The following is a 26858-nucleotide window of genomic DNA, read 5'->3' on the forward strand; positions in this document are numbered from 1 at the left end:
ACGACGTCCAAAAGGAGATTGCTAATGGGTTTCAGAAAACCGATCATCGGGTCGATGGCCGCCGCGCTGGTGGTCGCGGCCTTCGGGCTCGTCACGCCCGCGATTGCACAATCGGCTCCACCGTCGCAGAAGCAGCTTGATTTTGCGGCCCTCAAGGCGAATCGCAAGGCGCTGATCGGCCAGGCGATGGCGCTCTCCGAGCAGGAAGCGCACGGCTTTTGGCCGCTGTACGAGCAGTACGAGGGCAAGATGGACGCGCTCGAAATGCGTCACGCCGATGAGGTGCGCGCTTTCGCGAAGGCATACCAGAACCTGACCGATGCGGACGCCAAGGCAAAGCTCGATGAAGTTATTGCGATCGCGCAGGGCCGGCTCGACACTCAGAAGGAATTTATTCCGAAATTCCGCGGCGTGATCTCGCAGATCAAGACCACCCGGTTTTTTCAAATCGACAACAAGCTGCACGCGATGGTGCAATGCGATATCGCGCAGATGGTGCCGCTGGCCGGTGATGCCGGAAAGATGGGCGGGAGCCAGTAAACCTGCCAGTTTTATTACGAAGACGGCCGGGAGCTCCGCCAGCGGGCTTTCGGCCGTTTTTTCAGTGACCGGCCCGCACCTAGGAATTCCTCAGCTCGGGGGGAATCCACGCGCCGGCGTTGAAGCCGCCATCGATCGGTACTGCGACTCCGGTGATGAACCCGGCCTGCTCCGAGGCCAGGAAAGCGGCCAGAGCGGCCACTTCCTCTGGCTTCCCGTTGCGGCCAAGTGGATGCATCATGCCGCTGCGCGACCACATCGCGGGTGAGGCGCCCGCAGGAATCTGATTGCAGTTCTCCGCGATCGGCGTCTCGATCACACCCGGACAGATCGAAACACAGCGAATCTTGTCGCGCGCAAAGTCCAGGGCGATCCCCTTCGACATGATCACCACGCCACCCTTCGCAGCCTGGTAAGCGCCCAGCCGCGGCACGCCCTCGATTCCCGCGCCGCTGGCGGTGTTGATGATTACTCCGCCACCGCCTTTAATCATATGGGGAATCGCGTACTTGCAGCCGAAGAAGACACCCTTGAGGCACACGTCCACCACCCAATCCCACTCCTCCTCAGTGGTATCCACCACGTTCTTGGAAATATAAACGCCAGCGTTGTTGAACAGGATGTCGAGGCGGCCGAACGCGCGTACGGTCTCGTCGACCATCCGCTCCACCTCGACACCGCTACGAACATCGACCGCCAGCGATTTCGCAGTGCCGCCTGCGTTGCCGATTTCGGCAGCGGTGTTGGCGGCGGACTCAGGACGCAAATCAGCCGCAATCACTTTGGCGCCCTCCTGGGCAAAGCGAATCGCACTTGCCCTCCCAATCCCCGAACCAGCACCCGTAATAAGAGCGACTTTGTCTTTGAGCAACATGGCATAACCCTCAGCGTAGTGACCGAGAGGTGTCACAACTGAAGCCGTTTTGAAAGCGTATCCTGGCCGGTCCAGAAAGGAGAGCTAAAGGTCTGCCCGCAGCGAACGAAGGAGACGTGACTGCAGACATCCCGTTCGCTGGCCGGGTCTGTTAACCGAGCGTCTCGCCCGGGCACCGAAATCCGCAGGTCGAGGCTGGAGAGCCTAACCAGCGCGACACTCCGCCGCCGCACGAGCGTGGTGTTATCGCGATGGGAGTTCGGAAGACGGTGCGGACCGGTTCACTCGCACTCACCATTATGCGGCTGCCAGGTATTCCACCAAGCGGTCGAGCGAACTACTCCAGCCACCCCGATGAGCGTCGCGCGCTGTCACCGTCTCGAACACCGAGTGCAGGGTGAGCCGGGTCTGTGCACCGCGTTCCTCAAATGTGACGGTCAGCACCGTTTCAGGCGTCGTAGGAGTCCCCCGCGCATCCGCCCAACTTCCCACCATCACCAACCGCTCGGGCGGCAGAATCTCGCGATAGACCCCCTGTGACCAATGATCGGTGCCCTCGGGCGAACGCATGTGAATTCGATAAGCGCCACCCACCCGAAATTCCATTTTCTCGATGTCACTCGTGAACCCGCGCGGTCCCCACCAGTGAATCAGGTGCTCGGGCTCGGACCAGGCTTTGAACACCACACCGCGCGGCGCGTCGAACAGACGGTCTAGAAGAAGCGTGCGCTGTTCCAGTTCTGCTGCAGATCCATTCCCTGGCGTCATATCCGTTTCGGCTCAAAGCGTCGCCACATAGGCGTCGAGCCGCTCCAGAGTGCTGAGATAGCCTTCGCGATGCAAATCGCGTAAACGGACCGATTCAAACCCCGTCTGATGGAGGGTTAGCTTGGTCTTGCCCTCGTACTCCTGGAAGGTCAGCGTTAACAGCGTGTACTGACTGGTCGGGTTTCCCTCCGCGTCGGTCCATCCGGTCGTGAACACCAGCCGCTGGGGCGGGACAATTTCGCGGTAGATGCCCTGCGACCATCGCTCGGTACCATTAAACTCCGTCATTTTGAAACGATACGCGCCACCAGGCCTCGCATCCATCTTGATGATCGTGAAGGTGAGACCCCTTGGACCTCCCCAGCGCGCCAGATGTTCCGGCTCAATCCACATTCTGAAGACCAACTCACGCGGCGCATCGAAGATTCGCGTGATGACCAGATCGAGTTCCCCTAGATCAGCTGCGGCATCTGGGCCGGGAGTCATCCCACTCTTGCTCCGCTTTCCCGCTACGCGTTCGGCAGGTATTCGGCGAACCGACTCATCGCCTCGTTCCACCCACTCTGATGCGCCTCACAGTTTGCGACGCTGTCGAACACTGCCTGATGTAGCGTCATCGTCGTCTTACCCGCCTGCTCCTCCAGCGTCACCGTCAAAATCGTTTCGGCGCTGATCAGATTGCCATTCGCCTCACGGATGGTGCAGCTCCACACCAGCCGTTCGGGAGGTACGATCTCCCTGCACACGCCTTGCCACACGACTTCGCGACCGTCAGAGGCTCGCATCCGGAAGTGATACGCACCTCCTGCGTGCGCATCCATTTCGCACGCCGGCGTGCTGAATCCGCGAGGGCCCCACCAATGGACCAGGTGTCGCGGCTCCGTCCACGCTTGGAACACGAGCGTTCGGGGAGCATCGAAGACCCGTGTGATCAAGAGTTCAGGACCCTTCGCAGCGGCTGCGCTTGTTTGCTGAATCGTATCCTCACTCTGCTTGTTCACAGTTCACCATCCATGGAATGCCGAATTGATCGGTTACCGTACCGAAACGCACCGCCCAGAACGTTTGCTGCAGCGGCATTTTCACGCTGCCGTTCTCCGCCAGTGTTTTGAAGATACGCTCCGCGTCGGCAGGTGTCGCTACACTAAGCGATACCGAAAATCCCTTGGGCTCCTCGTACATCTCGGGCGGGGCATCAGAGCCCATCACGACCAGGTCGCCCAACGTCAGCCGTGCATGCATGATCTTGTCGCGCCACCCCGACGGCGTCTGCGCCGCCGCCGGCGAGTCGCCGTGGCTCATCATCATCTCGATCTTTCCACCCAGGCATCGTTCGTAGAACTTGAAGGCGGCCGCGCAATTACCGTTGAAAGTGAGATATGGATTCAAACGCATGAATAACTCCTTGCCGGCCCTACACAGCCGGTTTCTTCATTTGGCGGCCAAGTGGGCTTGAGCCAGAGCTGCGCAAGCCTCAAGTCGAACCGGCCGCTTCCATCTTGTCCAGCCAACCAACCTCGCTGTCCGAGTCCCATTTTTGCCAACGGCGGACCAGGCTGAAAACCGTTTAGGTTGTTGACTTGCGCAAGCACCCACCGTTCTGACCCAAGCCACTCCGTACCAACCGATGCCCACCGGACTCAAAGTCGATTAGGACATTCAATACCCACGACCGCAGTGCGAACCGCCCTACCAGCATTCGCCTCGTGACTCCGGGACCTTCACCCTCCCAAGACCATTGTCAGCCGCTCCAGGCTTTGATTCCAACCATCGTTCATTCCGTTTAGCATCGCTCGAGCTTCTGGCAGCAAGGCAACCGCGCTGGTTTCCAGCGTCATCGTGGTCTTGCCTTCCTGCTCCGTGAAACTCACGGTCGTCAATCCCTCGAGCAGCGGCTCGCCCTGGGATCCGATAGCCCGGTTCGTGAACACCAGGCGCTCCGGCTCGTTGATCTCTCGAAAAACACCCTTCATCTCGTGGCTCACTCCGTCTGGCGCGCGCATGATGATCCGGATAGCACCGCCCGGGCGCGCATCCACCTCGCACAGCGGGTTGGTGAACCCCCTTGGTCCCCACCATCGCGCCAACTGCTCCGGATCGGTCCAAGCCTTGAACACGACCCGCCGCGGCGCGTCGAACACTCTAGTGATTTTGAGTTTCCGCTCCACCAATCGATTCGCAGCATGGTCTGGCACGGGTGACACTCCCTTCCCCAGCTTGCCAAGATAGTCTTGTAAACGATCGAAGCTCTGCTCCCAAAAGTCAGTGTCCGCGCCATCGCCGAAACCGGCGAACCCTACTCGTTTCCTACGCGAGTTGCGCAGCGCGCCGTCCGCGGCGATGCGCGGACGGCGCGGTCTTATGCCTCTGCCCAGAGATGCGCCCTCGCTTCATGCCTTGGCGGGACTTTCACCGTATTCGTCATGACGCCGGACCCAGTCGGTCAAATTGAAGTTTGGTCCGGTCTCGTTGCGGCCCTTGGGCGTTACGTCGAGAAACATGTAGGCGCCCAGTCCGCGCTCGTCGCCGCGGCCATATGAGGAGTAAGTATGATAGACCGTGCCGTCGCTATCCTTGAAGAACACGCTGCTGCCGTGCAGGTCTTCCATCGTGGATTCGGTCACCTCGAAGTTGTAGTAGACCTTGCCTTTGGCCAGATCCTCTTTGCTGAACGAGACGTGGTAGTCGTAGTTGAAATCGCTGCCAAAGGAAGAAACCCAGTTGAAGCGCCATCCCATCCGTTGCTTGTAAGCTTGTATTTCCGACAGCGGTGCGCGCGAGATCGCAAGGAAAGTCACGTCGTGATGTGCCAGATGGAGGTTGGGGCCGTCGACATGATCGGCAAAAAACGAGCAGCCTACGCATCCGGCCTTGCTCCCGGGCCCGAGCATAAAGTGATACACGACCAGTTGGCTGCGGCCCTCAAATAGCTCTGACAGGGTCTGCTTTCCGCGGGGAGTATCGAAGACGTATTCTTTGTCGACCTTGACCCAGGGCAGCTCGCGCCGTCGCGCATTGAGCTCATCGATCATCTTGGTGAGCTCCTTCTCCTTGCCGAGGAGCTGTTTACGGGCGTCGATCCATTTTTCGCGAGATACGACTTGGTTCATTGGCTTCTCCTTGCGGGCCGTGTAAAACGATCCGGTTAAATAACTAAATGGTTAAATACAGTCCGAGCCGACATCTGTCAAGCAGGGGCACTCTAACCCGGCGGGACTGAGACGGATGTATTGCAATCGCGGGTGCCCGACTCGAGGTCGAACACCCCAAGCGCCGCATGGCGCTGGAGGCACGACTCCAGGTGCGGCGCGATTAGCGTGACTTTCGCCGCGGTTTCTTCGATGCGGCCTTGATTGGAAGTTCTCTCGCGTAGGCCAATGACTTAGCGATCCAGCCTTTAAGCTCGCCACGATCGCCAACTACCGAATCCGGCAGCACGATGTATTCACGCATCGGACGTCCAGGCATAGGTTGGAACGCGCGCCCGCCGCTCTCGATCATCTTTTGTTGCAGGTCTTTCGGCAGGCGCAGAAACATGTTCTCTCCGAAGATGCCGAAAAACATGTTGCCGTTGATGAATGCCGTCGGATACCCGAATACCTTGCGCCGTGCGGCCGGCGGTCCCGGCGCGGTTGCACCGAAGGTCTCGACTAGTCTTGCGGGCGCTTTGAGGAATTCCATATTGAATATCCTGTATAGCGAGCGGATCTTGTTTGCGCCAATGAATATGCGCTTGCCAATACGTTGACACCTAGAAAGTTGCCTGCCCGAGATAGGGACCCCAACCATACATCGGGCCAAACGAATCGTATGCGGGCGGTAAGGGCCGAGCAGACCCGGCTCCTCCAACCAATGCCGAAGCGCCGACTGAAGAATAGAGACTTCAGAGAGATAGGTTCTTTTGGCTCTCTTCTACGGCGTTGAGTTTTCGCCTGTCGTAGTGCTAATTGGCCTTCAACCGGGGAGGACTTCGTATGTCTAAGCGGATCGGAAAAGCAATCGCTCTTGCCAGCGTCGCGCTACTCGTGGTTGTAGCATGGCGGGCGCAAGCGCCCGCGGTGGCTGATTTTGACCAGGAGATACGGATGCTCCACGACCGTCTTGCCGCCGCAATCCGGGCAAAAGACATCGACAAGATCATGGCATGCTACATGAACAGCCCAAAGCTGGTCGTGTTCGATCTAATCCCGCCGCGTCAATACACGGGCTGGGATGCGTACAAAGCGAACTGGGAGGGGTTTCTCGCGCAATGCAACGATTCCCCTAGTTGGGAAGTCAGCGACCTCCATGTTCAGGGAGGCCAGGGTTTTGCCTTCAGCCACAGCATCCAGCATGTCACCTGCACGACGAAGAATGGCAAGATGGACGTCATCCTTCGAGTCACCGATGGCTACGCGAACTTCAAGGGCAAGTGGCTAATCGCGCACGAGCATATTTCCGTGCCGGTCGATCTGGCTACCGGAAAAGCTGACCTGCAGTCGAAACCGTAGCAGGGATGGTTCGCTCGGTAAGTCTCGGAAGCAGAGCTCACCTCGCGATGACCCGGAAGTAGGTGGATGGCGCTGCCGCGGCGCCTAGCGCGTCCCTAAAAAGGCCGGTCCCCGTTGATCGTTATCCGCTCCATCCTCCGGTTCGCGGTCTTGTTGTCCGCGCACACCCGATGCTGCGTGCAGCGGTTGTCCCACATCGCGATCGAGTTCGGCTGCCATCGGAAACGGCAGGTGAAATCCGGCGTCTCAATATGTCGATACAGAAATGACAACAACGCGGCGCCCTCAGCCGTCTTCATTCCCTTGATCGATGCGGTGAAAACCGGATTGACGAACAGTCCCTTGCGCCCCGTCTCCGGATGAGTACGTACTACCGGGTGCTCCGTGGAAATCACTTTCATCGCCTGAGTGCCGCCGATGTGCTCGGTCTTGTAGTCAGGCCGTGAGAAACTCCGCGCTGTATCGTGAATCGCGACCAGGTCAGAGAGCAGATGCTGCATCTTGTCGGACAGGGCCTCGTAAGCGGCGTACATGCTCGCCCACATCGTGTCGCCGCCATACTCCGGTGCCGTGATACACCTGAGAACCGAGCCAAGCGGAGGGTTGTCCACGAAGGTAACATCGCTGTGCCATGCTTCTGCCACAAAGGGATGCTGCGCATCGCTCTCCAGCACCACAAACTCCGGATGACCCTGGTCTTTGAGCGGCTGCAGGAAAGGATGAATCTGCAGCGTGCCGAACCGACGCCCGAAATTCTTGTGTTCGTCGCGCGTGATCTCCTGGTCGCGAAAGAACAGCACCTGATGCTCGAGGAACGCCGCCCGCAACTCGTCGAAAGTCGCGTCGTCGAGGCGTCCTAGATGAACGCCCTCGACTTCCGCGCCCAGCGCCCCGGCAACCCTCTTAACTGCGATCTCCTGCGCAGTGCTCATGACTCTGTAACCTCGACCTGGAACTAACCGGTTCTAGTTCTTCCGCACGTTGCGGAAGGGTCCCGTGTCGAACCGCGGCTCTTTCGGCAACCCAAGCACGCGCTCGGCGACAATGTTGCGCTGGATCTCATCGGTGCCGCCGGCAATCGACACCGCAGGCACCGAGACCAGTATCTCGGCGATGATTCCGTCGCGCGCACTACCTTTACCGGTTAGCATGGCTTCGGTCCCGGTAATCAGCGTATGCACGCGGGAGCAGCCTCGCGCGACGTGGCTCGCGGCGAGCTTTCCCAGCGAGCCCTCCGGACCCTGCGGCCGTCCCTGCTGTTGAGCGGCGCGTGCCCGGCGGGCGGTCCATTCGGCCGACTTCGCCAGGATCAGCAGCTTCGCAATCTCCTGGCGTGTATACGGGTCCTGGTTCGCGCCGGTCTCCTTCGCGCGCTCGAGGATTAGGTCGACGCGACCCGCGCGCTGCGGATACCAGGTGTAGGGCTGATTCGCTTTTTCGGTTTCGACCCGTTCTTCGGCGTGGATCTTTCCCACCCGCGTCCCGCGCTTGGAGGGTGACGCGAGCCCATCTGCTCCGCGGCGCTCGTGAGCAAGCGTCGTCATCGCCACTTTCCATCCCTCGCCGACCCGTCCCACCAGATTCTCTTGCGGGACCTTGGCATCGGTGAAGAACACCTGGTTGAAGGACGCGTGGCCGTTCATCTGCTTCAGGGGCTGCACATCGACGCCGGGCTGCTTGACGTCGATCACAAAATACGAGAGCCCCTCGTGTTTGGGAGCGTCCCAATCGGTGCGGGCCAGCAGCAGGCCATGGTCGGCATGATGCGCGCTCGTCGTCCACACCTTCTGTCCATTGATGATCCAAAAGTCTCCCTTCAGGTCCGCGCGCGTGGTGGCGCCCGCAAGGTCCGAGCCGCTCCCTGGCTCGCTGAAGAATTGGCACCAGGTGTCCTCGCCGGTGAGGATGCGGCGCAGGAATTTCTTTTTCTGTGGATCCGATCCGTGTTCCAGGAGGGTTGCCGCGGCCAGCAGGCGCACTCCGGATTTGGCCACCCCGACCGCGCCGACGTTCGCCAACTCTTCTTCCACCACCCGGGCCAGCGTGTGCGGCAGGCCGCGCCCATACCACTCCTTTGGCCATTGGGGCATCCCCCATCCTGAGTCTGCCAGCCTGCTGCGCCACTCCACCAACGACATATCCGGATCCCAGTTGGCCGCCAGCCACTCGCGCACTTCGGCACGGACCTCGGCCTCGTTGATTCTACTCATTGCTCAAATCCCCCAGCGCTGCATCAACAGCTCCCGATGGTAGCTCGGATGACCCAGGAAGACCTCCGAGCTCTTTGCCCGTTTGAACCACAGATGAGTGTCGTTGTCCCAGGTGAAACCGATCCCGCCGTGAATCTGAATACACTCTGCCGCCGTATGCAGGTAAGTCTCCGAGGTCGCGGCTTTGGCCAGCGAGGCGAGCGCGGGCCACTCCGGGTCATCGACCGCGGCCGCTTGGGCCGCACAGTAAGCCGCCGACTTGGCAAGCTCCACCTCGAGGAGCAGGTCCGCCAGTTTGTGCTTGATGGCCTGGAAGGAGCCGATTTCTCGCCCAAACTGCACTCGCAGCTTCGAGTACTTCACCGCGGAATCGAGCAGTGCCTGTGCACCGCCCACCATTTCGTTGGCCAAAGCAATCGCCGCCTGGTCGAGGGTCCTGACGAGCGGTGGCGCGCCCGCTTCCAGGCTACCGAGCAATTCTGCACGAGCACCGCGCAAGTCGATCCGCGCCAATTTGCGGGTTGGATCCATCGACTGCAGCGCGCCGCGTTCCACCCCACTGGCTTTTCCGGTGAGCGCGAAGAGCGCTAGACCCGTGTGGCCGGTACTTCCGGGTCGCCGTGCCGCAACGACCACCAGGTCGGCAATGTGCCCGTCCACGACATAGCTCTTGGTTCCATCGAGCCGGTAACCGTCTCCGTCAGGAGTGGCGATCACGGTGATCCTGGCGGGATCCCATTCGCCAGTCGGTTCGGTAACCGCGAGCGTACCAAGCCGCGCGCCGCGGGCGAGGTCGGGCAGCAGCTGCGATTTCTGCGCCTCGGTTGCGGCGTTCAGAATCGCGTTGGCGGCGAGTACTGCCGTGGAAAAGAACGGCGCGCACAGCAACGCGCGTCCGAACTCCTCCATCACGATTCCCAGTTCGACCATACCGAACCCCGCGCCGCCATATCGCTCCGGGATATGGATTCCGGGCAGCGCGAGATCCCCGCTCAAGAGCCGCCATACTTCGGGATCGTATCCCTCGGAGGTGGCCATCAGGCGCCGGACCTCGGTGGTCGGCGACTTGTCTTCAAGAAATCGCCGCACGGCCGAGCGAAATTGCTCCTGCTCGTCGGTGAACGCGAACCGGATTCGGCGCGCGGACTCTGGTTTCGCTTCGGGGGTAGCGCTCATCGCATTCCTCGGGCGCTCTTCGCGCCGATCAGGCCAGCACAAAGCGGAATGAATCGTCTTTTTTCACAATTTTGCCCGCGGTCGGGGTCGCAAAATGGGTTCCGATAACCAGCGTTTTGCCATCCGCATAGCGTTCGCAGAATCCGCGCCGTGTCTTCTTCGCCTGCGCGCCGTCGATATCGAAGACGTCGTCCCATTCCGGGTAACGGCACTGAATGGGATGGTGCATCAAATCTCCAGTAATCACCGCGTGCTGCCCCTGGGAGGAGATCCGTACCGCGAAGTGCCCAGGAGTGTGACCGGGAGTTGACTCGAGCCAGACTTCGTCGGTGATCTTGTACTGGTCGTCGACCAGCTCGCTCATCCCGTCGGCCATCACAGGGCGCACCGAGTCGTCCACCGGGTCCTTCAGGAACGGGTCCTCGGCGCGTGAGAAGAAATCCCACTCCGTGCCGCCGATCAGATACTTGGCGTTGGGGAAGGTCGGGACCCACTTGTCGTTCTTAAGCATCGTGTTCCAGCCCACGTGATCGATATGCAGGTGGGTACACACGACCCGATCGATCTTCTCGCGCGGGCTGCCGATCTTTTCGAGGTCCTGCAAAAACGGCAATTTGAGCTTGTTCCATTCCGGATTGGAACGAACCTTGTCGTTGCCGATACAGGAATCGACCAGCACACGCTTGCCCTGCGATTCGATGATTAGCGCCTGGATGGCGAGTTTGACCCGGCCATCTTCGGTAGAGAAGGGTGAAAGCCACTCGCCCTCTTTCTTGACATTCTCCGCGCTGGCGTTGGGCAGCAACATCGTGCCCTCCCACACCGCTTCGGACTCGATCACCCGGCTGATTTTCACGTCGCCAATCTTCCACTGGTTCATCGCGCGCTCCTCATTGCTGAATTCTCGCCTCGAGGCGGTTGGTTAACATCGGCATATCCCTGTTGGGGCGCTCCCGGCAAGCCCGCTGCGACTGCCCTCGACCCTCCACGCCGCCCGCGGCTCTGGCGCCGTGGGGTGGTGCGTTACCAGTGAAATTCACCCTTGCTGGCCAAGTTTCGGGAGGCGGCTTAATGCGGGCGACCACAACGAATCGGCGCCGACCGATGCACTCGGAAGGCCAACGCTAGCGTACTTCTTTCACCTTGGGAGCGGTGCGGCAGCTCCAGTCACCTACTCGATGATGTTCCGATCCGTATCCAGGTGAATAGTGATTTTCCTGGCTTTGGTCTCGCCCCCAACCTCGTGGATGGTCGGCGACCCGGTCAGGACGATCGTGCGGCTTACGGTGTCGAGTAGGGCATCGTTTCCTGTATACCACCGGGATCCTCGATCGATTCGAACATCGCCGTCGGCACTTGCAGTCTTAACGTCGCGAAGATCGCGCGCATAGTTAAGCCGGAGTCTCGCGCTCGAGAGCCGGCAAGCAGGAATCTTCATGTGGACGTTCCCCGAGAATAGGACCGACTGGGCAGAAGTGTCGAGCGATGTCGTTTCCGCCCGAACCTGCATCGGCCTGGTGACGCTGGGGATCTCCGCAGCGGCGACCAGGATAACTGCGATCGCCGACAGTGCGCCAAGTAGTATGCGGCGGCTTTGTCTGGACCCAGTCCGGGTTATTAAAGCCGCACGTTCCATATTGCGTCGCCTCCGATTGGAGCCGGAGTCGCGCTGCTTGCTCCCGCTCTGGATTTCTTCCGAGACCGAAACGAGTACGTCTCTCAAAACGCTTCCGCTCCGGCTTGATTTCGCACTCAGCCAGCGAATCGCGGCTCGGGCTTTCCCTTCACGCCCAGCCCCTTGATCGCGAATAAACTGCCGCCGTCGGCCCCCGGCTCCATATTGAGGATCTTCTCGCCGATCGAGGTCGCGTACATCACGTCCAGATTGTCCCCGCCGAACATGAGGCTGGTAATGATCGGTACCGGTACTTCGACGGTGCGTGCGATCGAACCATCCGGGGTGTAACAGACGATTTTCCCCCCGCCCGCGATCGCCGACCAGTAGTGGCCTTCCGCATCGACGGTGGCGCCATCGGGCACCCCGCCAAGCCCCTTGATGGCGGCGAACAAGCGCTTGTTGGAAACCGTGCCGGTCGCGAGGTCGTAGTCGTAGGCCGAGATCGTCCGGGCCACGCTGTCGGCGCAGTAGAAGGTGCGATTGTCGGGGCTAAAACATGGACCATTGGTGCATCCGATCGCGGGCTCGAGAACCGTACACCTGAGCGACCCATCCAGGCTGAAGATCGAGCCGACGGGGCCTTGGAATTTAGAATCCAGAGTGCCCGCGACAAACCTTCCTCGCGCATCAGTCTTGCCGTCGTTGAAAGTGGTTCCCGGCTTTGCGACGGCGCCGCCTATCTGCTGGGCTTCTCCCGACTTGAAATCGAAAAGATAAAAGCCGTCGGAGAGCGCGCACACTGCGCCACCCTTTTCGCGCAACGCCAGTGAGCCGATGGGCTTGGGAGTCTTCCAGGACTTGATGTCGCCAGTCTTCGGATCGAGGCGATAGATGGCTGGTGCGTTGCCATCTATCCAGTAAAGCGCCTTCTCGGCCACATCCCACACTGGACCTTCGCCGAGCTTGTTTTTGATTCCGCCGATTTTTTCGATTGTGACCGCCATGGTTTGTCATCCTCGACTCATCATTTAGCGAATGCGTTCTTCTGCTCCGACCACTGTCTCCCAATCATGCTCCTCCCGACATAAATGTGTAGCCTTCCAAACATGGACAGTTCCAGCCCGCGGACCTAGAATCCCGGCAGATAGCATCCGCGCACGCCGAGTTCACACCGAGGAGGACAGCCCCAATGGCAAAGTACAGCTTCATCGTGTTCACCAATCCGGTCGAGGGCAAAGAATCGGAATACAACGATTGGTACAATCGCCAGCACATTCCCGACGTTCTCAACATACCCGGCTTCGTCAGCGGCCAACGCTTTTGCCTGGCCGATACCCAAATGAGTCGCGACGGCAGCCGAGCCCACAAGTATCTCGCTGTTTATGAGATCGAGACCGACGATTTGGCCGGCACGCTCAAGGAACTTCGAGCCCGGGGCGGCACCGCGGAGATCGTGCCCAGCGACGCGATCGACATGAAGAACGTCGCCACCTACATCTTCACCCCCATCGCGGAAAAAGTGCTGGCCAGCGAAGTGAGACGTCCACGCCGCGTGGCATGAAGTTAGTTTTTGTGTGCCATCGGGTCGGATCGGCGCAGCGGACCTTCACCCGGCAGGAGCTGTTCGACGCAAAACATCTGGATGGTTGCAAAACGTGAAATCGGTATCGAGGAGGAGCCCTCATGGCAGCGACCGCGCCTAAAAGTATGCATTACGAGTTTGAAGTTGAAGACGTGGAATATCTGCGCCACGGCGATACCACGCTACTGGCACGCCTGTTCAGGCCGCACGGCCAGGGGCCCTTCCCCGCGGTAGTCGAACTACACGGTGGCGCGTGGTGTCTGGGCGATCGCCTCCAGGACACCGCAATCAACGAACAACTGGCGCGCGCCGGCATCCTGGTCGCAGCGCTGGATTTCCGGCTCCCGCCGGCAGCCTCGTATCCCGGCTCCTTGGCTGACATCAATTTTGCTATCCGCTGGCTCAAGGCGCAGGCTGCGACCCTGCACACGCGCCCCGACATGGTTTGCACTTTTGGAATCTCCAGCGGCGGGCATCAGGCTATGCTGCTCGGGATGCGGCCGCAGGATTCGCGCTATGCCGCAATACCGCTTTCCGGCGATAAGTCCGCTCTTGACGCCAACGTGCGCGGCGTGATCATGGGCGCGCCGGTAATCGATCCGTTGGGTCGTTATCGCTACGCCAGGCAGCTCAAGGAAAGCGGCAAGCCCTATCCCGAGTTCGTGGATCTGGTGCTGCCGCTGCACGACAAATACTGGAAGAGCGAAGAAGCGATGGCAGAGGGGAACCCGGTGCAGGCGCTCGAGCGCGGCGAACGGGTCGCCTTGCCTCCCGTACTGTACATTCAGGATACGCGTGACATCGTACATCCGCGCCCTCAGCTCGAGCGGTTCGTTGAGCTCTATCGCAAGGCGGGCGGGCAAGTGGAGCTGGAACTGACCGAGGGTGCAAGTGATGCATTCATTTCCAGGAATCCACCGCAAGCGGTCCGGCAGATGTACGATAAGCGGGATCCATCGTCGCCGGTCGCCGCGCGCGTGGTCGAAAAAATGATCGATTTCGTTCGTGCGCAAACGCTCTAGCAGCGGGCAAATGATTTGAGTGGATGCCGGGTTAAGCGGTAAAGCTTGGTGGGCGTTAAGAAACGGGCCAAATGAACAAAGCGGAAATTGGCCGCCGCGACTGTGCGGAAGCGGTGGTTGCTTTTCCTTTAGCGCTTCCGGCGAGTAGCCTAGATTGGGAGAGCAGGCGCGGAAAATATTTTTCCAGAGGCTGCTTGAAAACTTGTAAAGAGGGACACCATGAGCAGTTACACAATCATTGATGCTGACACCCACGTGACCGAAGCGCCGGACTTGTGGACCAGCCGCGCACCTGCGGCGATGCGCGACCGGGTTCCACATGTGGTGACGGAAGCCGATGGGAGCCAAAGATGGGTGGTGGGAGACAGCAAGGCCATGGCGGTGGTTGGTTTGACCGCCACCGCTGGGGCTGGGAGCTTCAAGCATCCGCCGAAGAATTACGAGGCGATGCACCCTGGCGCGTACGATGCCCAAGCGCGGCTCAAGTACATGGACCACATGGGTATCTGGGCGATGGTCATGTACCCCAACGTGGGCGGCTTTGGAGCGCAGCAGTTCCTGAAGCTGAATGATCCGGAACTGATGCTCACCTGTGTGCAAATCTACAACGATTGGCAGACCGAGTGGGCGTCCGCCGATGCGCGCCGGCTACTGCCCATCACCTCACTCCCGTTTTGGGACGTTGAGGCGGCGGTGAAGGAAGTTCGTCGCTGTGCCGCCAAGGGCCACAAGGGGATTCTCTTCACCGGCGAGCCCCAGTACTACGGTAAGCCACTGCTGGGCGATCCGCATTGGAATCCGCTATGGGAAGTGGCGGTCGAACTCGACCTGCCGATCAGCTTCCATATTGGCTCGGGCGATATGGCCGAGGGCCTCGCAAGGAAAAGGGTTGCGACCTACGGCCGGATGGCGGCATTTACGGAGCTGGCGGTAGATATTTTTCTGCATAATGGCCTGCAGCTCAATGACTTGCTGATGTCCGGCGTGCTGGTGCGCCATCCGAAAATCAAGTTCGTGTCGGTGGAAAGCGGCATCGGATGGATCCCGTTTCTGCTCGAAGCGATGGATTATCAGTTTCAGGGCAACAGCGTCGCCGAAGAGCATCCCGAATTTGACCGGCTGCCGTCGGAGTACTTCGCGCGCAACGTTTATGCCTGTTACTGGTTTGAGCAGATAGCTCCGCGCCGCCTGATCGACAAAATCGGCGTCGACAACGTGCTCTTCGAAACCGACTTTCCGCATCCGACCTCGCTTTACGGCGACGAGGTCCACGCCCGCATCAAGAGCGGGTTGTCCGACTGCGAGGAGTCGGTGCGACGCAAGATTCTCTGGGAGAACGCGCAAAAGCTGTACAAAGTTACGGGTCCATCCGCGGCTGACCAAGCCAGGAGCGCCGGCGCGTAAAGCGCGGAAACGGAGCTACAACACATGATTGACGTGTACTACTGGCCAACTCCAAACGGAAAGAAGATCACCATCCTGCTCGAGGAAGCCGGCATCCCTTACACCATCAAGCCGGTAAATATTGGGCGCGGTGATCAGCTCACTCCCGAATTCCTCAAGCTCTCACCCAACGGCCGAATGCCGGCGATTGTCGATCACGAACCCAGCGGTGGCGGCGCACCAATCGCCATTTTCGAGTCCGGCGCGATCATGGAGTACCTCGCCGAAAAGAGCGGAAAGTTCTGGCCCCAGGAACCGCATCACAAGGCTGAGGTCACGCAGTGGCTCTATTGGCAGATGGCCAATCAGGGGCCCAAGATGGGCGAGCAGGGACACTTTCGTCGCGCTTCGCAGAACCCCAAAAATGGCGATCAGACCTATGCCCTGCTGCGCTTCGACAACGAGGTACATCGCATCTACGGAGTGATGAATCTGGGCCTGCACAAGAAGCGCTACCTGGCCGCTGGGCAATACACCATCGCCGATATGATTTGCTATCCGTGGGCGACGACCTGGCAGAATCGCAATCTCGATCTCAACGAATTTCCCAATCTCAAACGGTGGCTTGATGAGATCGGCGAACGGCCTGCGGTAAAAAAGGCGATGGCGGCAGGTCCGGAGTATCGCGAAGACCCCGCAACTGTCACCCCGGAGGAGCAGGCACGGCGTTCCAAGCTGCTGACTCACCAGCGGGCGCAAGCGGTACCCAAGGAGTGGGCTTAACCACGGCGAGTCAGGATTACTATCTTAAGATTTACCACAGCAGCTTGGTCGTACCCCAATCTAGGGAATCCGCTCGCGGCGAGGGATTGACCGTTTTTTAAACCTCTGCAAGCTGAAATTCGATCGTTCCCATTCCGGTTTCGGTCTCCGCTTGTGCGGTTTTAAAGCGCTGCTCGAACCAGAGTTCTCCGCGCTGCACGGCACCAACGGGGTGGAGCGCGCGATCGGTGTCTTCCCTAACGCGACAGCTTCGCTTCGAAACTAGCCCCCCTTGGGCAGCCCCAGTACACGCTCGCCGATTATGTTGTGTTGAATCTCATTGGTGCCTGCCGCGATCGTACCGCGGCGGGCTGCGAGCATCCGATGCGACCATTTGCCGCGATCGATCGCGCCGGCTGCCTGATACTCGAACTGGCTGTAGGGTCCAAGCAATTCCATCGCGAACATCTGGATACGCAGATTCAGTTCTGTGGTACCAAGCTTCAGAATGGATCCTTCCGGGCCGGGCGGCAGCCCCTTCAGTTGTCGGGTGAGCTGACGGAGGCTGGTGTACTTGAGGCCGTCGGCCTGGGAAGCGAACTCCGCGATTTTCTGGCGCACGTATGCGTCGCTCGATGCTGGCCGACCGTTGCGCGCCACCTTCTTGGCCAGCTCCACAAGTTGCCGCACTTCCACCATCATGTCGGTGCGGCCGCCATGGATCGTGCGCTCGAACATCATATTGGTCATCGCAACCATCCAGCCCTGGTTCTTCTGACCAACGAGGTTGGTTTTTGGAACGTGCACGTCTTCATAGAACACCTGGTTGAAGCCGTGCTCGCCGGTGATTTGCAAGAGCGGTCGTACCGTCACCCCGGGACTCTTCATGTCGACCAGCAAATAGCTCAGGCCCTTGTGCTTGGGGAGACTCGGGTCGGTTCGACACAGGAGGGTGGAAAAATCCGCGTGATGCGCATTGGACGTCCAGACCTTCGATCCGTTGACGATGAAGTGATCGCCCTGGTCGATCGCGCGCGTTTCCACTGCGGCCAGATCCGAGCCATGGTTCGGCTCCGAGAGGCCTTGGCACCAGATTTCCTCGGCGGAAGGAATTTTCGGTATGTAGCGTTCCTTCTGTTCCTTGCTTCCCCACTGCATCAGAGTCGGGCCGACTCGGGCAATGCCCTGGAAGTTCACGGTGGGCGGCGCCTTAGCACGGTCGAGTTCTTGATGGTAGATGAATTGCTGGATGAGAGGAGCGCCGCGGCCACCATATTCCTTCGGCCAATGAATACACATCCAGCCCGCGTCGTAGAGCTTGCGATGCCAGGTACGGCGCCGCTCGAATTCAGTCTTGGTCTCCGGATCGGCAAGTTCGCTGTCATCGCGCCAGTCGCGGGGAACATTGTTCTCCAGCCAGCTCCTGAATTCGTGTCGGAACGCCTCGTCCTCTGCGCTGAATTTAAAATCCATAAGGGCCCTCCCGATGATCGGCGGCAACAAATGTTTCATAGCGAAAGTCGCGTGCCTTTGACCACGCCCCGAAGACACGTGTGCCATTGCCGCCGCCCACGCCTCCGGTTGCGAGCGGCATCGCGCCGAGGAAGCCAACGCGGTAAATCGCAACCCAGCAAAACCGGCTGCGCGACAACGATGCGGCTGGGCGCCAGGCAAGTTCTATTTCGGAAAATCCGAATTCTCGTGCGGTTAGAATCCGCGGCGCGCGGCCGGCGAAGCATGCGCGGTCGCTCGAATCTATATTGAGTCGTGGAATGAGGGCTTCCCCGGCGCGATGTGGGAAACGGTTGATTGATACTGAAGTCGCCCAATCAGGATTCGCTGAGTGCGCAACTTCCGCGGCGTTGGTGGAGCTGAGTTGGTCCAAGCCATCGTTCGATTCGGGGGAATCGAGCCCAAGCCCGATCCTCCCAATCCGAGCTTGGGCCGAACTCGATGCAATTGCGGTTGACCCCAGTCAGTGGTGTCACGGGAGGACTGCCTCTTATCCACAGCCCAGCCACGGCCGACTTTTGCTCCGATAGACCATGCGGCCGTTATGCAGTATTTGATTCCGCGTGCGACAGGCGATTGCAAGCCGGCGGGCATGGAGTGTTGCGGGAGTGGTCGTTCTCGCGATAGTCAGCGCACTCGTCGCGTTCTTTGTACGACCGACCGAATCGGCCAACGTCAGCCCCAGCCCAGCTGCACAGGCCTCGGCGCCTGCTCCAGCGACTCCACCGCAAAACGAAATGGGCTCGCTGATAAACCTGGGTTCGCTGCCTGACCTTGAACACCCGGCCTTTAGCGCCTACCAGCAGCAGCTGAACCAGTTTTACCAGCAAGGTGGTTACGCGCTGGCGTGGCTGCGCGATCGTCGGCCGTCACCGCAGGCGCTGGCGATTGTTACGGAGTTCAAACAAGCCCAACTGAAAGGTCTCGCTCCCGATGACTACGACGCATCGCGCTGGGACGCGCGTTTGGCGAAACTCGGTTCGGTAGCCCCGCCACCGTCAGATAGCGACCAGTTACACTTCGATCTGGCGCTCACCATCTGTGCGATGCGGTTCATTTCCGACCTGCACGTCGGCAGGGTTAACCCCCAGCATTTCAAGTTCGGGCTTGAAATGGGAACGAAGCAATACGATCTGGCGGAGGTTTTGCGCACCCAGGTGCTCGATGCGCCCGACGTGGCCGCGGCGATCGCGAAGGTGGAGCCGCCGTACGACGGATATCGGAGGGCAGAAACCGCGCTGCCGGATTATCTTAAGCTCTCTACCCAGGGGGACGTTGCGCGAATCCCCGCTCCGGAACGATCTATCCATCCGGGACAACCTTATGCGTCAATCCCGCAACTGGTCGCGCGCCTGCGCCAACTGGGCGATCTTGCCGCGAGCCAGGATGTATCTGCCGACCCTGGTATCTATTCAGGTGCGGTCGTCGATGCGGTCAAACATTTTCAAGGTCGCCACGGCTTGGCACAGGACGGGGTCTTGGGCGCGGGGACCGTCTCCGAACTGAACAAACCGCTAGCCTACCGGTTGGAGCAGCTTGATTTGGCGCTCGAACGCTACCGATGGATCCCGCGCCACTTTCCTGAGCCGCCCATCGTCGTCAATATTCCGGAGTTTCGACTTCGCACCCTGCGCAGGCAGCCGGCCGAATTCCTCTCAATGAACGTCGTCGTGGGCAGAGCGTATCGTTCCCAAACCCCCGTGTTTGCCGATGAGATGCGCTACGTGATTTTTCGTCCGTACTGGAACGTGCCAACTGCAATCCAGCGCAACGAGCTGATCCCCAAGATCCAGCGCAATCCCAGCTACGTGGCGCAGCACCAATATCAGATTATCGACGGCGGCGGGTCAGTTGTTACGGACGGCGAGATCGATGCGGATGTCATGAGGGGTCTACGCTCCGGTGCTTACACGATCCGGCAGAAACCGGGACCCAAGAACGCTTTGGGGCTCGTCAAGTTTATCTTTCCGAACGACTACAACGTTTACCTGCACAGCACACCTCAGCCCGAACTATTTTCCCGGGCGCGTCGCGATTTCAGCCACGGCTGCATTCGCGTGGAAAACCCTGCCTCCCTGGCAGCGTGGGTCTTGCGCAACAAACCCGACTGGAACCCCGATCGAATTCGCGCGACGATGAACGGCGACACCGATAATGTTCAGGTGAACCTCGACAAGCCGATACCCGTCCTGATTCTCTACAGCACTGCGGTTGTGGAGCCCGACAACGAGGTGCACTTTTTCGATGACATCTATGGCTACGACGCGTCCTTGCAAAAGGCCCTGCAAGCGGGCGCTATTTAGCCATCCCGGCCACCGTATGGCTCGCATGCCGCGACCTTCCTAGTTCTGACGCCAGTCATTGCGAGCACGGGTCCGCACAAAGCGGTATCAGTTTGTCCGAAAGGGTAGGCCAAGCGAAGCGAGTTCGAACCGAAATCTTTTACTGTGCCGACTTTCGAATACCGCGAGCAGCTTTTCCTTTCGGCAACGAGCGCGCTCAACGCGGCCAGTTCGCGCAGGCACCCGTTCTACCCCTCGCTGGTGTGGAGGTTCTTGCACATACGGTTGCCCAACATGTTTGGACGATCACAAGCGAGGTGCCCGCTTTGCGCTGTGGCGGCCGGGGTTGCCTTTATGCTCCGCGCAGCGCCGGGAATCTCCAGACCACCGCCTCAATTGCGCCAGGCCGCACCGATTCCGCCAGTTCAGATCAAAATCGCGGCGTTTGCATTTGTAGGGCTGCTTGCGTTCGGGGCCATTCTCGCGTGGTTATGGAATCGCTGGAACGCTCGAGAACCATACTCGGCGGGCAAGATACGCCGAGATAACCCGTTCTGATTTCCAACCTGCTTAATGTTCGTTCCTTATCGCCGCCATTCTGTGCAGCCGGTGGCCGACCTCGACTGGCAGAGTCCAGTCCGAAAAACGATGACACGTCTATTTGTTACCACCGGGCCAGGGCGCGCTGCTTAAATCGCTCAGAAATTGGTCCAGGTATGAATCGACCGAACCATCGAACCACGACCCGGTGAAGTGCGTCTGGATACATCCGTAAGCGAGATATTGCAAGTTCGTCCAGTCGGATATGCTCGAAGTTCCGTTCGGATCGATCGTGGCGGCGATAACCGCGTTATCATAGTCGGTTGCGCTGCTCGGGTCCTGTGAATGGTAGTAACCGTCTTGGTCGCCGTTCACGCAACCGCGCATCTCTGCGTAGCGGTAGTCCACGGCGAAAGGAGTAGACTGCTCCATCATCGGCCAAGTCATCCACTCATAGTAGACCTTGTTTTGAAGGATCGACCACGAAGCGTACTGATTGGGGGCCTCGATTCCGCCAAATCCCTCCAACGCACAGAACTGGCCGCCGGGAGTCAGAGGTGTGACCGGAAGCCCCTCGGTGCACCCGCTCGGATTGTTGAGGTCGCCGCCCTCGTTGCACCCGTTTCCGCCGTTTGCCGCAGCGCAGTCCTGATGCCAGTGCGATTCGATCATCGCCTGGGAACGAACGTAATCTTCATCGATCCCCCACTTGCAAGCGTAAACGCGAAAGATGTCATCGGTGCTGCCTGCGTAGGCGCCGTCAACAGTCGCAAAATCGGAAGAGGGCAGCTCACTGCCGCCTGCGGATGTATAGAAGTAGCTCGGTATGGGCTCCGGCGGGGGCTGGTTGGAGTCGTAACCGGTGCCGTCATTTTGGTTCCAAGGAGCAAACTCAGCGACCGGGAAGGCATTAACCTGTTGGGCGCAAGATGCTTCGCTCGGCAGCGCCGCGCCCGGGCCTAGCATCGAGTAGTGGGGTCCACTGGGGGTAGGTGTCGGGGTCGGCACGTTGATGCCATTGACAACATTCAAAACCACCGAGACGCTTCCCAGCACGGTGGTTCCAGGATTCTCGCTCTGACTGGTGACGGTCAGCTGGTGCGAGCCGTCAGCCACGCTGGTGCTGTTGAAAATCACCTGACCGATGGAAAACGCGCCTGCGGGTTGTCCATCGACTTGCAATGCTTCAAACCACATCCCCGCACAGTCTTCTATTGTCTTGATCGGCACGGCCGGTCCGCTTACCGCGGTGTTGTCAGCCGGGCTGGCGATCGAGATACATGACGGCGATGTCGGGGTAGGCGTTGCGCTAGGACGCCAGTGATCCTTCGCGAACGCGCCCCTCGGAATTAAGACGAAGACGATAAATATGAGATAAGAACCACCACTACGTGAGTGATACACGCTGTTCCCCCTTTTCGAGACAGACCCTGAGCAACGCAGAGATATCGGGTAACAGCCTGAGGTGGTGAAGCTGTGGCTGAGGAAGAAGGTGCGACGGAGGAAGAGAGAGGTGGTCCCCTCATTCTGCTACTGAAAGTAGAGGTGTTCTACACAAAGATTGGCGTTGCGCGCTATTAGACTTTGGTCCAATGCATGATCAAGGCGAATGAATGCGTGGGCATTGTGGTCGGGGTGGAATTGAGTTTCGATAATTCCTCTCGAGCCGCGAGGCCTCTTGCGCTGTCATGAACTCCACAGCGTGCTCTTGGCAAAGTCGCCAGTCCAGAATGTGAATCTCGAGTCCGTTCCTCCAACAGCAAAAGTAAAAGTTTTACGAGAGGTCACCGGAGCTCGCGGACCAGTAAGCCCTCCGACTTAGTTGCAACCGAAAGAGAAGCACTTAGAGAAACGAATCCGCGGAGAATCGATTCAGCGGAAATAGACGGTGAGGGCCTGCGCCTCGTTCTGTCACACTATTGCGGATTCACGGGGGTTCTTTAGTCCCATAAATTGCGCAGGCCTCACTCGTGAGGCACCTGCATGCGGGATTTCAGCCATTCCTCGATAGATACGCGGTTGAAGCGCCAATCAGTCCCGACTCTGAAGGCCGGCAGCTCACCGCGCTTAACCAATCGGTAAACGGTAGACCGATGGATCTTCAGAAAGTCTGCCACTTCCCAGAGAGTCAGCACTTCGTTCATTGGTATTTTGGCTGTTTTCATTTCTGCGACCATCAGCGCATCGAGCCTTGCGTACACTCTTAGCGCAATCCTAAACTCACGCCAACACTGGGAGTGGACGAAATTGCTCCATAGTGGTATCGATCAGAGCGGCAGGGGCGGCAGCGGGGCTGTTCCCGAGACCGGTTGCAACTGACCCGACGCAAGGTCGGGAGGGAGATCAGCTTCCGCGGCCGCCCAACCCACTCTGGTCTTCGATTCCCGGTCGGCGCTTATTTCATGGGGGCGCACCGCGGTCCGCTCGCGCGAGCGGACCGGGTTGCAAAGCCAGGCGCCTGCGGCCCGTGTGGCGCAGAGACTCGCCTTGCTTCTTCAAATGAACAAAAGTCTCAGTTCGCTTCCAGGCTACTACCGTCCACCCCTCTCTCTTGCGGCGATATGTTCAAGCCCTAGAGGTGTCGCGAAATATCGGTCGGATGATCCATGATGCCGACAAAGCTAGAGTCTTAACTCCTACGATGCCTTTCAGCGTGGTGCTGTGAAGAAAGACGAATCCAACGACCGCGGCCTGACGTAGTTAACAGTGGGGCCATCGTCCGCCGCTTTCTTAAAGCGAGGGTCGCTGTACAGGATTCCACCCGTGAAATGAAAACGCTCAAAAAACCCAAGAACGAATCGATAAGCGTCCGCGAAGTGGCAGAGTTTTTGAAACTCCATCGAGAGACCGTTAACAAAATGATCAAGAGCGGTGAACTCCCGGCTTTGAAGGTCGGCACGGCTTGGCGCTTAAATCGGGTTCAAATTATAGAATGGGCGAGGTCCCGCCGCGCGCGCATGCAGCCCGAGGATTAAACTTCGACCTCAATAGGACATTTTAGGACCCGGTGACCCGCCGAGGGCCGAGACGATCGTCGGATTCAGAGTACGAGCAACGTTACAGAATTCGCGAAGATCTCTCTCGACTACGGAGAGTTGAATCGGATCCGCCGTGAAATCCACACCCCGACCAGTCGCCGCCCGATACGCGCAAAAAACTGCGCGATCCTGATTCTTCCATCTCCCACCGGTCTGGTCCGTCCGTAGCCTTCGACGGACGACCGTTCATCTATTGCAGGTCTATGCGACAATGGGATCCTTCGGTCGGAATAGTGATTGCAGGCCTATTGTGACCCTGCTAGACTCCTATTAAGTAGACCTGAGTATCGATCGCCTAGCCGAACGATAGATTAGGTCACTGAGCACTAACTCAATTAGAACGATTGCTGCTAAGGAGCTTTATCACAACTCCATACGAGCAACGGGTGCTATGCGCGGCTAATGAGAATTCAAACCAATTTCAAGCTAGTGGTGAGCACGGTCGTCCTCTGGACCGTGATGGCGAGCACCTGCGCTGCAGCCAATCTCGCCGCGGGATGGGATCCTGATGGGTTCCGCGACCAGCGCACCCTTCAGATCATGACGACTGATGCCGAGGAGGGTGCGCACTGGTCCGAGCTGTGGCTGGTAGTTATTGACGGGCAACTTTTTGTCAGACTCGATGGTCGAACATTCGAGAGAGTCAAGGAGAATCTCGCAGGTCAATACGTGATGCTGAAGATAGGCGACCGGAAGTTTGACCGGGTCCGATTGGAGTCTGCACCTGACATGAGCAGCAAGGTAGCGGCTGCAATGGCTGACAAGTATCCGATGGACCTCTTGATTCGCCACGAGTCCCACCCGATGACGGCGCGCTTGATTGCAGAACCACCACCTCTGGAGTTGAGCGGAGAGCCGCCGCCCCGAAACTAATCTCGTCCAAGAGCGGACTGTTGGAGGACTGCGCAGCGCTTCCGCAACTCACCGTGCGGAACTTCGGCAGACTAACGGTTCTCCATTCTTCATCGTCTCCGGCATCGCGAAAGTTTCCTGATCGCGGTCAATCGCTTGGTTGTGCGAATGGGCTCCGGCGCGGAGAGATGGCCATCATTCCAGCTGCCATCTGGCCTTCCCACCAAAAATGCACCGCAAAAGACGCCCCGCGCGCTTGAGCTGAATCCAGAGGGGATTGCTTCGCGCCGTAGCCTCTGAAAGCTTTAAACACAGTCAAGGCGAACGTAATAGAACGGATGACGGATTACCTCCACGGGGGAAATAAAACTGTAACCTTGACCCAGCATCGATCATCCGTGACTTCAGAGGAAAATGGCAAAAGAGGGCAAACATGACCAGTTCCCGGCCCGCATAATGACCGTTGCGGAACTTTCGGAGTATCTTCGCGTCCACCCGTCAACCATCTATAAGCTGTTGCGAAGTGGCGAGTTGCCAGGGTTCAAAGTTGGAAGCGACTGGCGGTTCAATACCGAGCTTATCGACCGTTGGTGTATCGAGCACAGCGCAAGAAAGACCGATTTGCATCAAAGTTGAGCCGGTCGCCGGAGGGCATCGGTAAAAAGACAAAAGGGGCAAGCCAAAGGCTCCGGTTCATTGAGGCACCACGATTACCGCGTCATATTCTCAACTGGCGTGGATCTGGAGAATGCCAGCTGCCGAGCTCCCGGCCCGGCGCGTTTACTTGCGTCGATTGCCAAGCACGCCAAAGGCAATTGGCCGGTCCATGAGCAAGACCTCGCCCTCACCTAGATCGGCGAAAATCTCGATCTTTCGTATTTGACTGGTGGGCGGGGAGTGAATCGAACACTCGACACAAGGATTTTTAGTACTTCGCTCCCCTGGGTCCTGCGGGGTCCACGCCGGTGATCTGCGCCACTATCTTAGGGTTTTCGGCCCCGAACCCATCATCGAGGTCGGCCGTATACGAGGACAAACGGTAGAGGTGGATGAAGATGGGAGTAACCCTCTGATCAAACCGACATCAAGCCAGCGGGCTTTTAATAGGTAGGAAAGGCAACCCGCAAAAAGAAGTCTGGCGAAAGCCATCGACACGACTATCGCGTCGTATTCTCGACCGGCATCGAGCTGAAGATAACCAACTGCCAAACACCGGGCTTGGTTGTGCCTACTTGCGGTCGATTACCAGCGGGCGAAAGGTCGGGCCTCCTAGACTAAGATCGTTCGAACCGAAAGGCTCGCGGACAATCCGCATCCACAGAGAGGCGATTGTCGGATTGCAGGGACAAAAGACCGTCCGTCACTCAGAGGGACGGCATGAATATCGAAGCGGCGCGGATGGGTAGGGAGGAACCTCAGGACAAGTCGACAATCTGGCCGGATTTCGGTTCCGGAACCATTCCGTTAAGGTCTGCGTCTTTGCCACCTTCGCGGGCCCGCTTCTGACGTTCAGCCACGCGTTCGATGCGACGCTGCTCCTTTTGCTGTTGTTTCTCTCTGCGTGCACGTTCTCTTTGGCGTTTTTCCATGGATTCTGCCTCCGAGTGTGGGCGACATCATCGACGCCGTTTTGGAACCGCGACGCGATCCAAATTGATGACTTTGTTCCGGCGCTCCCTCGAGTGGTGCGCCAGACCTTGGTCATCAGCGCACCAAAGCAAAATACGATTCGCGCCGATTACATAATTACCAGCGGTTACGGCCTCGACCTGCACCGCCACCACTGCTTCGATCGCGATTGCCCCCGCCGAAGTTCGACTCGCGCGGTTTGGCCTCGTTCACCTTGATGTTACGGCCCTTGAGCTCGGTATCGTTGAACTGACGGATCGCGTTGGCAACTTCTTCCGCGGTGGTCATTTCGACAAAGCCGAAACCCTTTGATTGTCCGGAGAATTTGTCAGTGATGACCGTAGCGCTTTGCACCTGGCCAACTTGTGAGAAGAGTTGATGGAGATCGTCATTGGAAACCGCGTAGGCCAGATTGCCTACATATAACTTGCTGGGCATTTTTGCCCTCCGAGAGTTTGTGTCGGGGTAGCTCCGAACAGGGGACCCGGGCTCATTCCCGGGTGGGTGTGAAAGGAACGTCCGAACTTTAGAGTTAAACAATTATATATCTTCCAGCCCGCTGAAGATACCACCCTCGCTT

General features: G+C 58.8%; 26 protein-coding genes. 8 read left to right on the forward strand and 18 right to left on the reverse strand.

Features of this window, described 5'->3' with window-relative positions; all coding sequences use genetic code 11:
- The first annotated feature begins 24 nt into the window (after positions 1-24).
- On the forward strand, positions 25-540 hold the full coding sequence (locus VGI36_12640; protein ID HEY2485994.1) for a hypothetical protein: 516 nt from the start codon (positions 25-27) through the stop codon (positions 538-540).
- 79 nt (positions 541-619) lie between these two features.
- Here VGI36_12640 and VGI36_12645 read toward each other — a convergent pair whose 3' ends face one another.
- The 8 genes from VGI36_12645 to VGI36_12680 all read right to left on the reverse strand — a co-directional run bounded on the left by VGI36_12645 (position 620) and on the right by VGI36_12680 (position 5863).
- The gene (locus VGI36_12645) at positions 620-1414 is read right to left on the reverse strand and encodes an SDR family NAD(P)-dependent oxidoreductase (GenBank protein HEY2485995.1); all 795 of its coding nucleotides are present in this window, start codon (positions 1412-1414) and stop codon (positions 620-622) included.
- Positions 1415-1711: 297 nt separating this feature from the next.
- On the reverse strand, positions 1712-2182 hold the full coding sequence (locus VGI36_12650; GenBank protein HEY2485996.1) for an SRPBCC domain-containing protein: 471 nt from the start codon (positions 2180-2182) through the stop codon (positions 1712-1714).
- 12 nt (positions 2183-2194) lie between these two features.
- Positions 2195-2668 carry an SRPBCC domain-containing protein gene (locus tag VGI36_12655; GenBank protein ID HEY2485997.1) on the reverse strand — a complete coding sequence of 158 codons (474 nt, stop codon included), beginning with the start codon at positions 2666-2668 and terminating at the stop codon, positions 2195-2197.
- A 23-nt stretch (positions 2669-2691) separates the two neighbouring features.
- Positions 2692-3183: an SRPBCC domain-containing protein gene (locus VGI36_12660; GenBank protein ID HEY2485998.1), complete on the reverse strand. Its 492-nt coding sequence runs from the start codon at positions 3181-3183 to the stop codon at positions 2692-2694.
- Complete coding sequence (locus VGI36_12665) at positions 3167-3577, reverse strand: VOC family protein (protein HEY2485999.1); 411 nt, start codon at positions 3575-3577, stop codon at positions 3167-3169. Before VGI36_12665 ends, VGI36_12660 begins: the two co-directional genes overlap by 17 nt.
- A 326-nt stretch (positions 3578-3903) precedes the next feature.
- A complete protein-coding gene (locus tag VGI36_12670) occupies positions 3904-4377 on the reverse strand; it encodes an SRPBCC domain-containing protein (GenBank protein HEY2486000.1) in 474 nt (157 codons plus the stop codon).
- Positions 4378-4572: 195 nt separating this feature from the next.
- Positions 4573-5292, reverse strand: coding sequence for a thioredoxin family protein (locus VGI36_12675; protein ID HEY2486001.1), 720 nt, complete (start codon positions 5290-5292; stop codon positions 4573-4575).
- Positions 5293-5494: 202 nt separating this feature from the next.
- Positions 5495-5863 (reverse strand): TfoX/Sxy family protein, encoded by a 369-nt coding sequence (locus tag VGI36_12680; protein ID HEY2486002.1) that lies wholly within the window; start codon positions 5861-5863, stop codon positions 5495-5497.
- Positions 5864-6156: 293 nt separating this feature from the next.
- Between VGI36_12680 and VGI36_12685 the strand changes: the two genes are divergently transcribed.
- Positions 6157-6672: a nuclear transport factor 2 family protein gene (locus VGI36_12685; protein ID HEY2486003.1), complete on the forward strand. Its 516-nt coding sequence runs from the start codon at positions 6157-6159 to the stop codon at positions 6670-6672.
- A 95-nt stretch (positions 6673-6767) separates the two neighbouring features.
- On the opposite strand, the gene VGI36_12690 is transcribed toward VGI36_12685, so the two are convergent.
- From VGI36_12690 to VGI36_12715, 6 genes are all read right to left on the reverse strand, one after another.
- Complete coding sequence (locus VGI36_12690) at positions 6768-7604, reverse strand: TauD/TfdA family dioxygenase (GenBank protein ID HEY2486004.1); 837 nt, start codon at positions 7602-7604, stop codon at positions 6768-6770.
- A 33-nt stretch (positions 7605-7637) separates the two neighbouring features.
- Positions 7638-8882 carry an acyl-CoA dehydrogenase family protein gene (locus tag VGI36_12695; GenBank protein ID HEY2486005.1) on the reverse strand — a complete coding sequence of 415 codons (1245 nt, stop codon included), beginning with the start codon at positions 8880-8882 and terminating at the stop codon, positions 7638-7640.
- 3 nt (positions 8883-8885) lie between these two features.
- A complete protein-coding gene (locus tag VGI36_12700) occupies positions 8886-10058 on the reverse strand; it encodes an acyl-CoA dehydrogenase family protein (GenBank protein HEY2486006.1) in 1173 nt (390 codons plus the stop codon).
- Positions 10059-10086: 28 nt separating this feature from the next.
- Positions 10087-10938 carry an MBL fold metallo-hydrolase gene (locus VGI36_12705; protein HEY2486007.1) on the reverse strand — a complete coding sequence of 284 codons (852 nt, stop codon included), beginning with the start codon at positions 10936-10938 and terminating at the stop codon, positions 10087-10089.
- A gap of 291 nt (positions 10939-11229) precedes the next feature.
- The gene (locus VGI36_12710; GenBank protein ID HEY2486008.1) at positions 11230-11694 is read right to left on the reverse strand and encodes an LptA/OstA family protein; all 465 of its coding nucleotides are present in this window, start codon (positions 11692-11694) and stop codon (positions 11230-11232) included.
- A gap of 116 nt (positions 11695-11810) precedes the next feature.
- Positions 11811-12680: an SMP-30/gluconolactonase/LRE family protein gene (locus VGI36_12715; protein ID HEY2486009.1), complete on the reverse strand. Its 870-nt coding sequence runs from the start codon at positions 12678-12680 to the stop codon at positions 11811-11813.
- A 185-nt stretch (positions 12681-12865) separates the two neighbouring features.
- Between VGI36_12715 and VGI36_12720 the strand changes: the two genes are divergently transcribed.
- From VGI36_12720 to VGI36_12735, 4 genes are all read left to right on the forward strand, one after another.
- Entirely contained in the window at positions 12866-13237 is a 372-nt protein-coding gene (locus VGI36_12720; protein ID HEY2486010.1) for a hypothetical protein, read from the forward strand.
- 122 nt (positions 13238-13359) lie between these two features.
- Positions 13360-14280: an alpha/beta hydrolase gene (locus VGI36_12725; GenBank protein HEY2486011.1), complete on the forward strand. Its 921-nt coding sequence runs from the start codon at positions 13360-13362 to the stop codon at positions 14278-14280.
- A 219-nt stretch (positions 14281-14499) separates the two neighbouring features.
- Positions 14500-15684: an amidohydrolase family protein gene (locus VGI36_12730; protein ID HEY2486012.1), complete on the forward strand. Its 1185-nt coding sequence runs from the start codon at positions 14500-14502 to the stop codon at positions 15682-15684.
- A gap of 24 nt (positions 15685-15708) precedes the next feature.
- Positions 15709-16446, forward strand: a complete 738-nt coding sequence (locus VGI36_12735) for a glutathione S-transferase N-terminal domain-containing protein (GenBank protein HEY2486013.1) — start codon at positions 15709-15711, stop codon at positions 16444-16446.
- 261 nt (positions 16447-16707) lie between these two features.
- On the opposite strand, the gene VGI36_12740 is transcribed toward VGI36_12735, so the two are convergent.
- Positions 16708-17898 carry an acyl-CoA dehydrogenase family protein gene (locus tag VGI36_12740; GenBank protein ID HEY2486014.1) on the reverse strand — a complete coding sequence of 397 codons (1191 nt, stop codon included), beginning with the start codon at positions 17896-17898 and terminating at the stop codon, positions 16708-16710.
- Between the two features lie 776 nt (positions 17899-18674).
- Here VGI36_12740 and VGI36_12745 point away from each other — a divergent pair.
- Positions 18675-20240 (forward strand): L,D-transpeptidase family protein, encoded by a 1566-nt coding sequence (locus VGI36_12745; GenBank protein HEY2486015.1) that lies wholly within the window; start codon positions 18675-18677, stop codon positions 20238-20240.
- A 636-nt stretch (positions 20241-20876) separates the two neighbouring features.
- Here VGI36_12745 and VGI36_12750 read toward each other — a convergent pair.
- The gene (locus VGI36_12750; GenBank protein HEY2486016.1) at positions 20877-21989 is read right to left on the reverse strand and encodes a hypothetical protein; all 1113 of its coding nucleotides are present in this window, start codon (positions 21987-21989) and stop codon (positions 20877-20879) included.
- Positions 21990-22723: 734 nt separating this feature from the next.
- Positions 22724-22924, reverse strand: coding sequence for a helix-turn-helix domain-containing protein (locus VGI36_12755; protein ID HEY2486017.1), 201 nt, complete (start codon positions 22922-22924; stop codon positions 22724-22726).
- A gap of 1275 nt (positions 22925-24199) precedes the next feature.
- Here VGI36_12755 and VGI36_12760 point away from each other — a divergent pair.
- Positions 24200-24670, forward strand: a complete 471-nt coding sequence (locus tag VGI36_12760; GenBank protein HEY2486018.1) for a hypothetical protein — start codon at positions 24200-24202, stop codon at positions 24668-24670.
- 1725 nt (positions 24671-26395) lie between these two features.
- Here the strand turns inward: VGI36_12760 and VGI36_12765 are convergent.
- Positions 26396-26716 (reverse strand): RNA-binding protein, encoded by a 321-nt coding sequence (locus tag VGI36_12765; GenBank protein ID HEY2486019.1) that lies wholly within the window; start codon positions 26714-26716, stop codon positions 26396-26398.
- Positions 26717-26858: the final 142 nt, after the last annotated feature.

This window comes from Candidatus Binataceae bacterium (assembly GCA_036495685.1).
Lineage (GTDB): Bacteria > Desulfobacterota > Binatia > Binatales > Binataceae > JAFAHS01.

Excerpts from the sequence above, each read along its gene's own strand:
- VGI36_12640 (HEY2485994.1), top strand. The coding sequence starts at position 25 with ATGGGTTTCAGAAAACCGATCATCGGGTCGATGGCCGCCGCGCTGGTG.
- VGI36_12645 (HEY2485995.1), bottom strand. The coding sequence starts at position 1,414 with ATGTTGCTCAAAGACAAAGTCGCTCTTATTACGGGTGCTGGTTCGGGG.
- VGI36_12650 (HEY2485996.1), bottom strand. The coding sequence starts at position 2,182 with ATGACGCCAGGGAATGGATCTGCAGCAGAACTGGAACAGCGCACGCTT.
- VGI36_12655 (HEY2485997.1), bottom strand. The coding sequence starts at position 2,668 with ATGACTCCCGGCCCAGATGCCGCAGCTGATCTAGGGGAACTCGATCTG.
- VGI36_12665 (HEY2485999.1), bottom strand. The coding sequence starts at position 3,577 with ATGCGTTTGAATCCATATCTCACTTTCAACGGTAATTGCGCGGCCGCC.
- VGI36_12675 (HEY2486001.1), bottom strand. The coding sequence starts at position 5,292 with ATGAACCAAGTCGTATCTCGCGAAAAATGGATCGACGCCCGTAAACAG.
- VGI36_12680 (HEY2486002.1), bottom strand. The coding sequence starts at position 5,863 with ATGGAATTCCTCAAAGCGCCCGCAAGACTAGTCGAGACCTTCGGTGCA.
- VGI36_12685 (HEY2486003.1), top strand. The coding sequence starts at position 6,157 with ATGTCTAAGCGGATCGGAAAAGCAATCGCTCTTGCCAGCGTCGCGCTA.
- VGI36_12690 (HEY2486004.1), bottom strand. The coding sequence starts at position 7,604 with ATGAGCACTGCGCAGGAGATCGCAGTTAAGAGGGTTGCCGGGGCGCTG.
- VGI36_12695 (HEY2486005.1), bottom strand. The coding sequence starts at position 8,882 with ATGAGTAGAATCAACGAGGCCGAGGTCCGTGCCGAAGTGCGCGAGTGG.
- VGI36_12700 (HEY2486006.1), bottom strand. The coding sequence starts at position 10,058 with ATGAGCGCTACCCCCGAAGCGAAACCAGAGTCCGCGCGCCGAATCCGG.
- VGI36_12705 (HEY2486007.1), bottom strand. The coding sequence starts at position 10,938 with ATGAACCAGTGGAAGATTGGCGACGTGAAAATCAGCCGGGTGATCGAG.
- VGI36_12710 (HEY2486008.1), bottom strand. The coding sequence starts at position 11,694 with ATGGAACGTGCGGCTTTAATAACCCGGACTGGGTCCAGACAAAGCCGC.
- VGI36_12715 (HEY2486009.1), bottom strand. The coding sequence starts at position 12,680 with ATGGCGGTCACAATCGAAAAAATCGGCGGAATCAAAAACAAGCTCGGC.
- VGI36_12720 (HEY2486010.1), top strand. The coding sequence starts at position 12,866 with ATGGCAAAGTACAGCTTCATCGTGTTCACCAATCCGGTCGAGGGCAAA.
- VGI36_12725 (HEY2486011.1), top strand. The coding sequence starts at position 13,360 with ATGGCAGCGACCGCGCCTAAAAGTATGCATTACGAGTTTGAAGTTGAA.
- VGI36_12730 (HEY2486012.1), top strand. The coding sequence starts at position 14,500 with ATGAGCAGTTACACAATCATTGATGCTGACACCCACGTGACCGAAGCG.
- VGI36_12735 (HEY2486013.1), top strand. The coding sequence starts at position 15,709 with ATGATTGACGTGTACTACTGGCCAACTCCAAACGGAAAGAAGATCACC.
- VGI36_12740 (HEY2486014.1), bottom strand. The coding sequence starts at position 17,898 with ATGGATTTTAAATTCAGCGCAGAGGACGAGGCGTTCCGACACGAATTC.
- VGI36_12745 (HEY2486015.1), top strand. The coding sequence starts at position 18,675 with ATGGGCTCGCTGATAAACCTGGGTTCGCTGCCTGACCTTGAACACCCG.
- VGI36_12755 (HEY2486017.1), bottom strand. The coding sequence starts at position 22,924 with ATGAAAACAGCCAAAATACCAATGAACGAAGTGCTGACTCTCTGGGAA.
- VGI36_12760 (HEY2486018.1), top strand. The coding sequence starts at position 24,200 with ATGAGAATTCAAACCAATTTCAAGCTAGTGGTGAGCACGGTCGTCCTC.
- VGI36_12765 (HEY2486019.1), bottom strand. The coding sequence starts at position 26,716 with ATGCCCAGCAAGTTATATGTAGGCAATCTGGCCTACGCGGTTTCCAAT.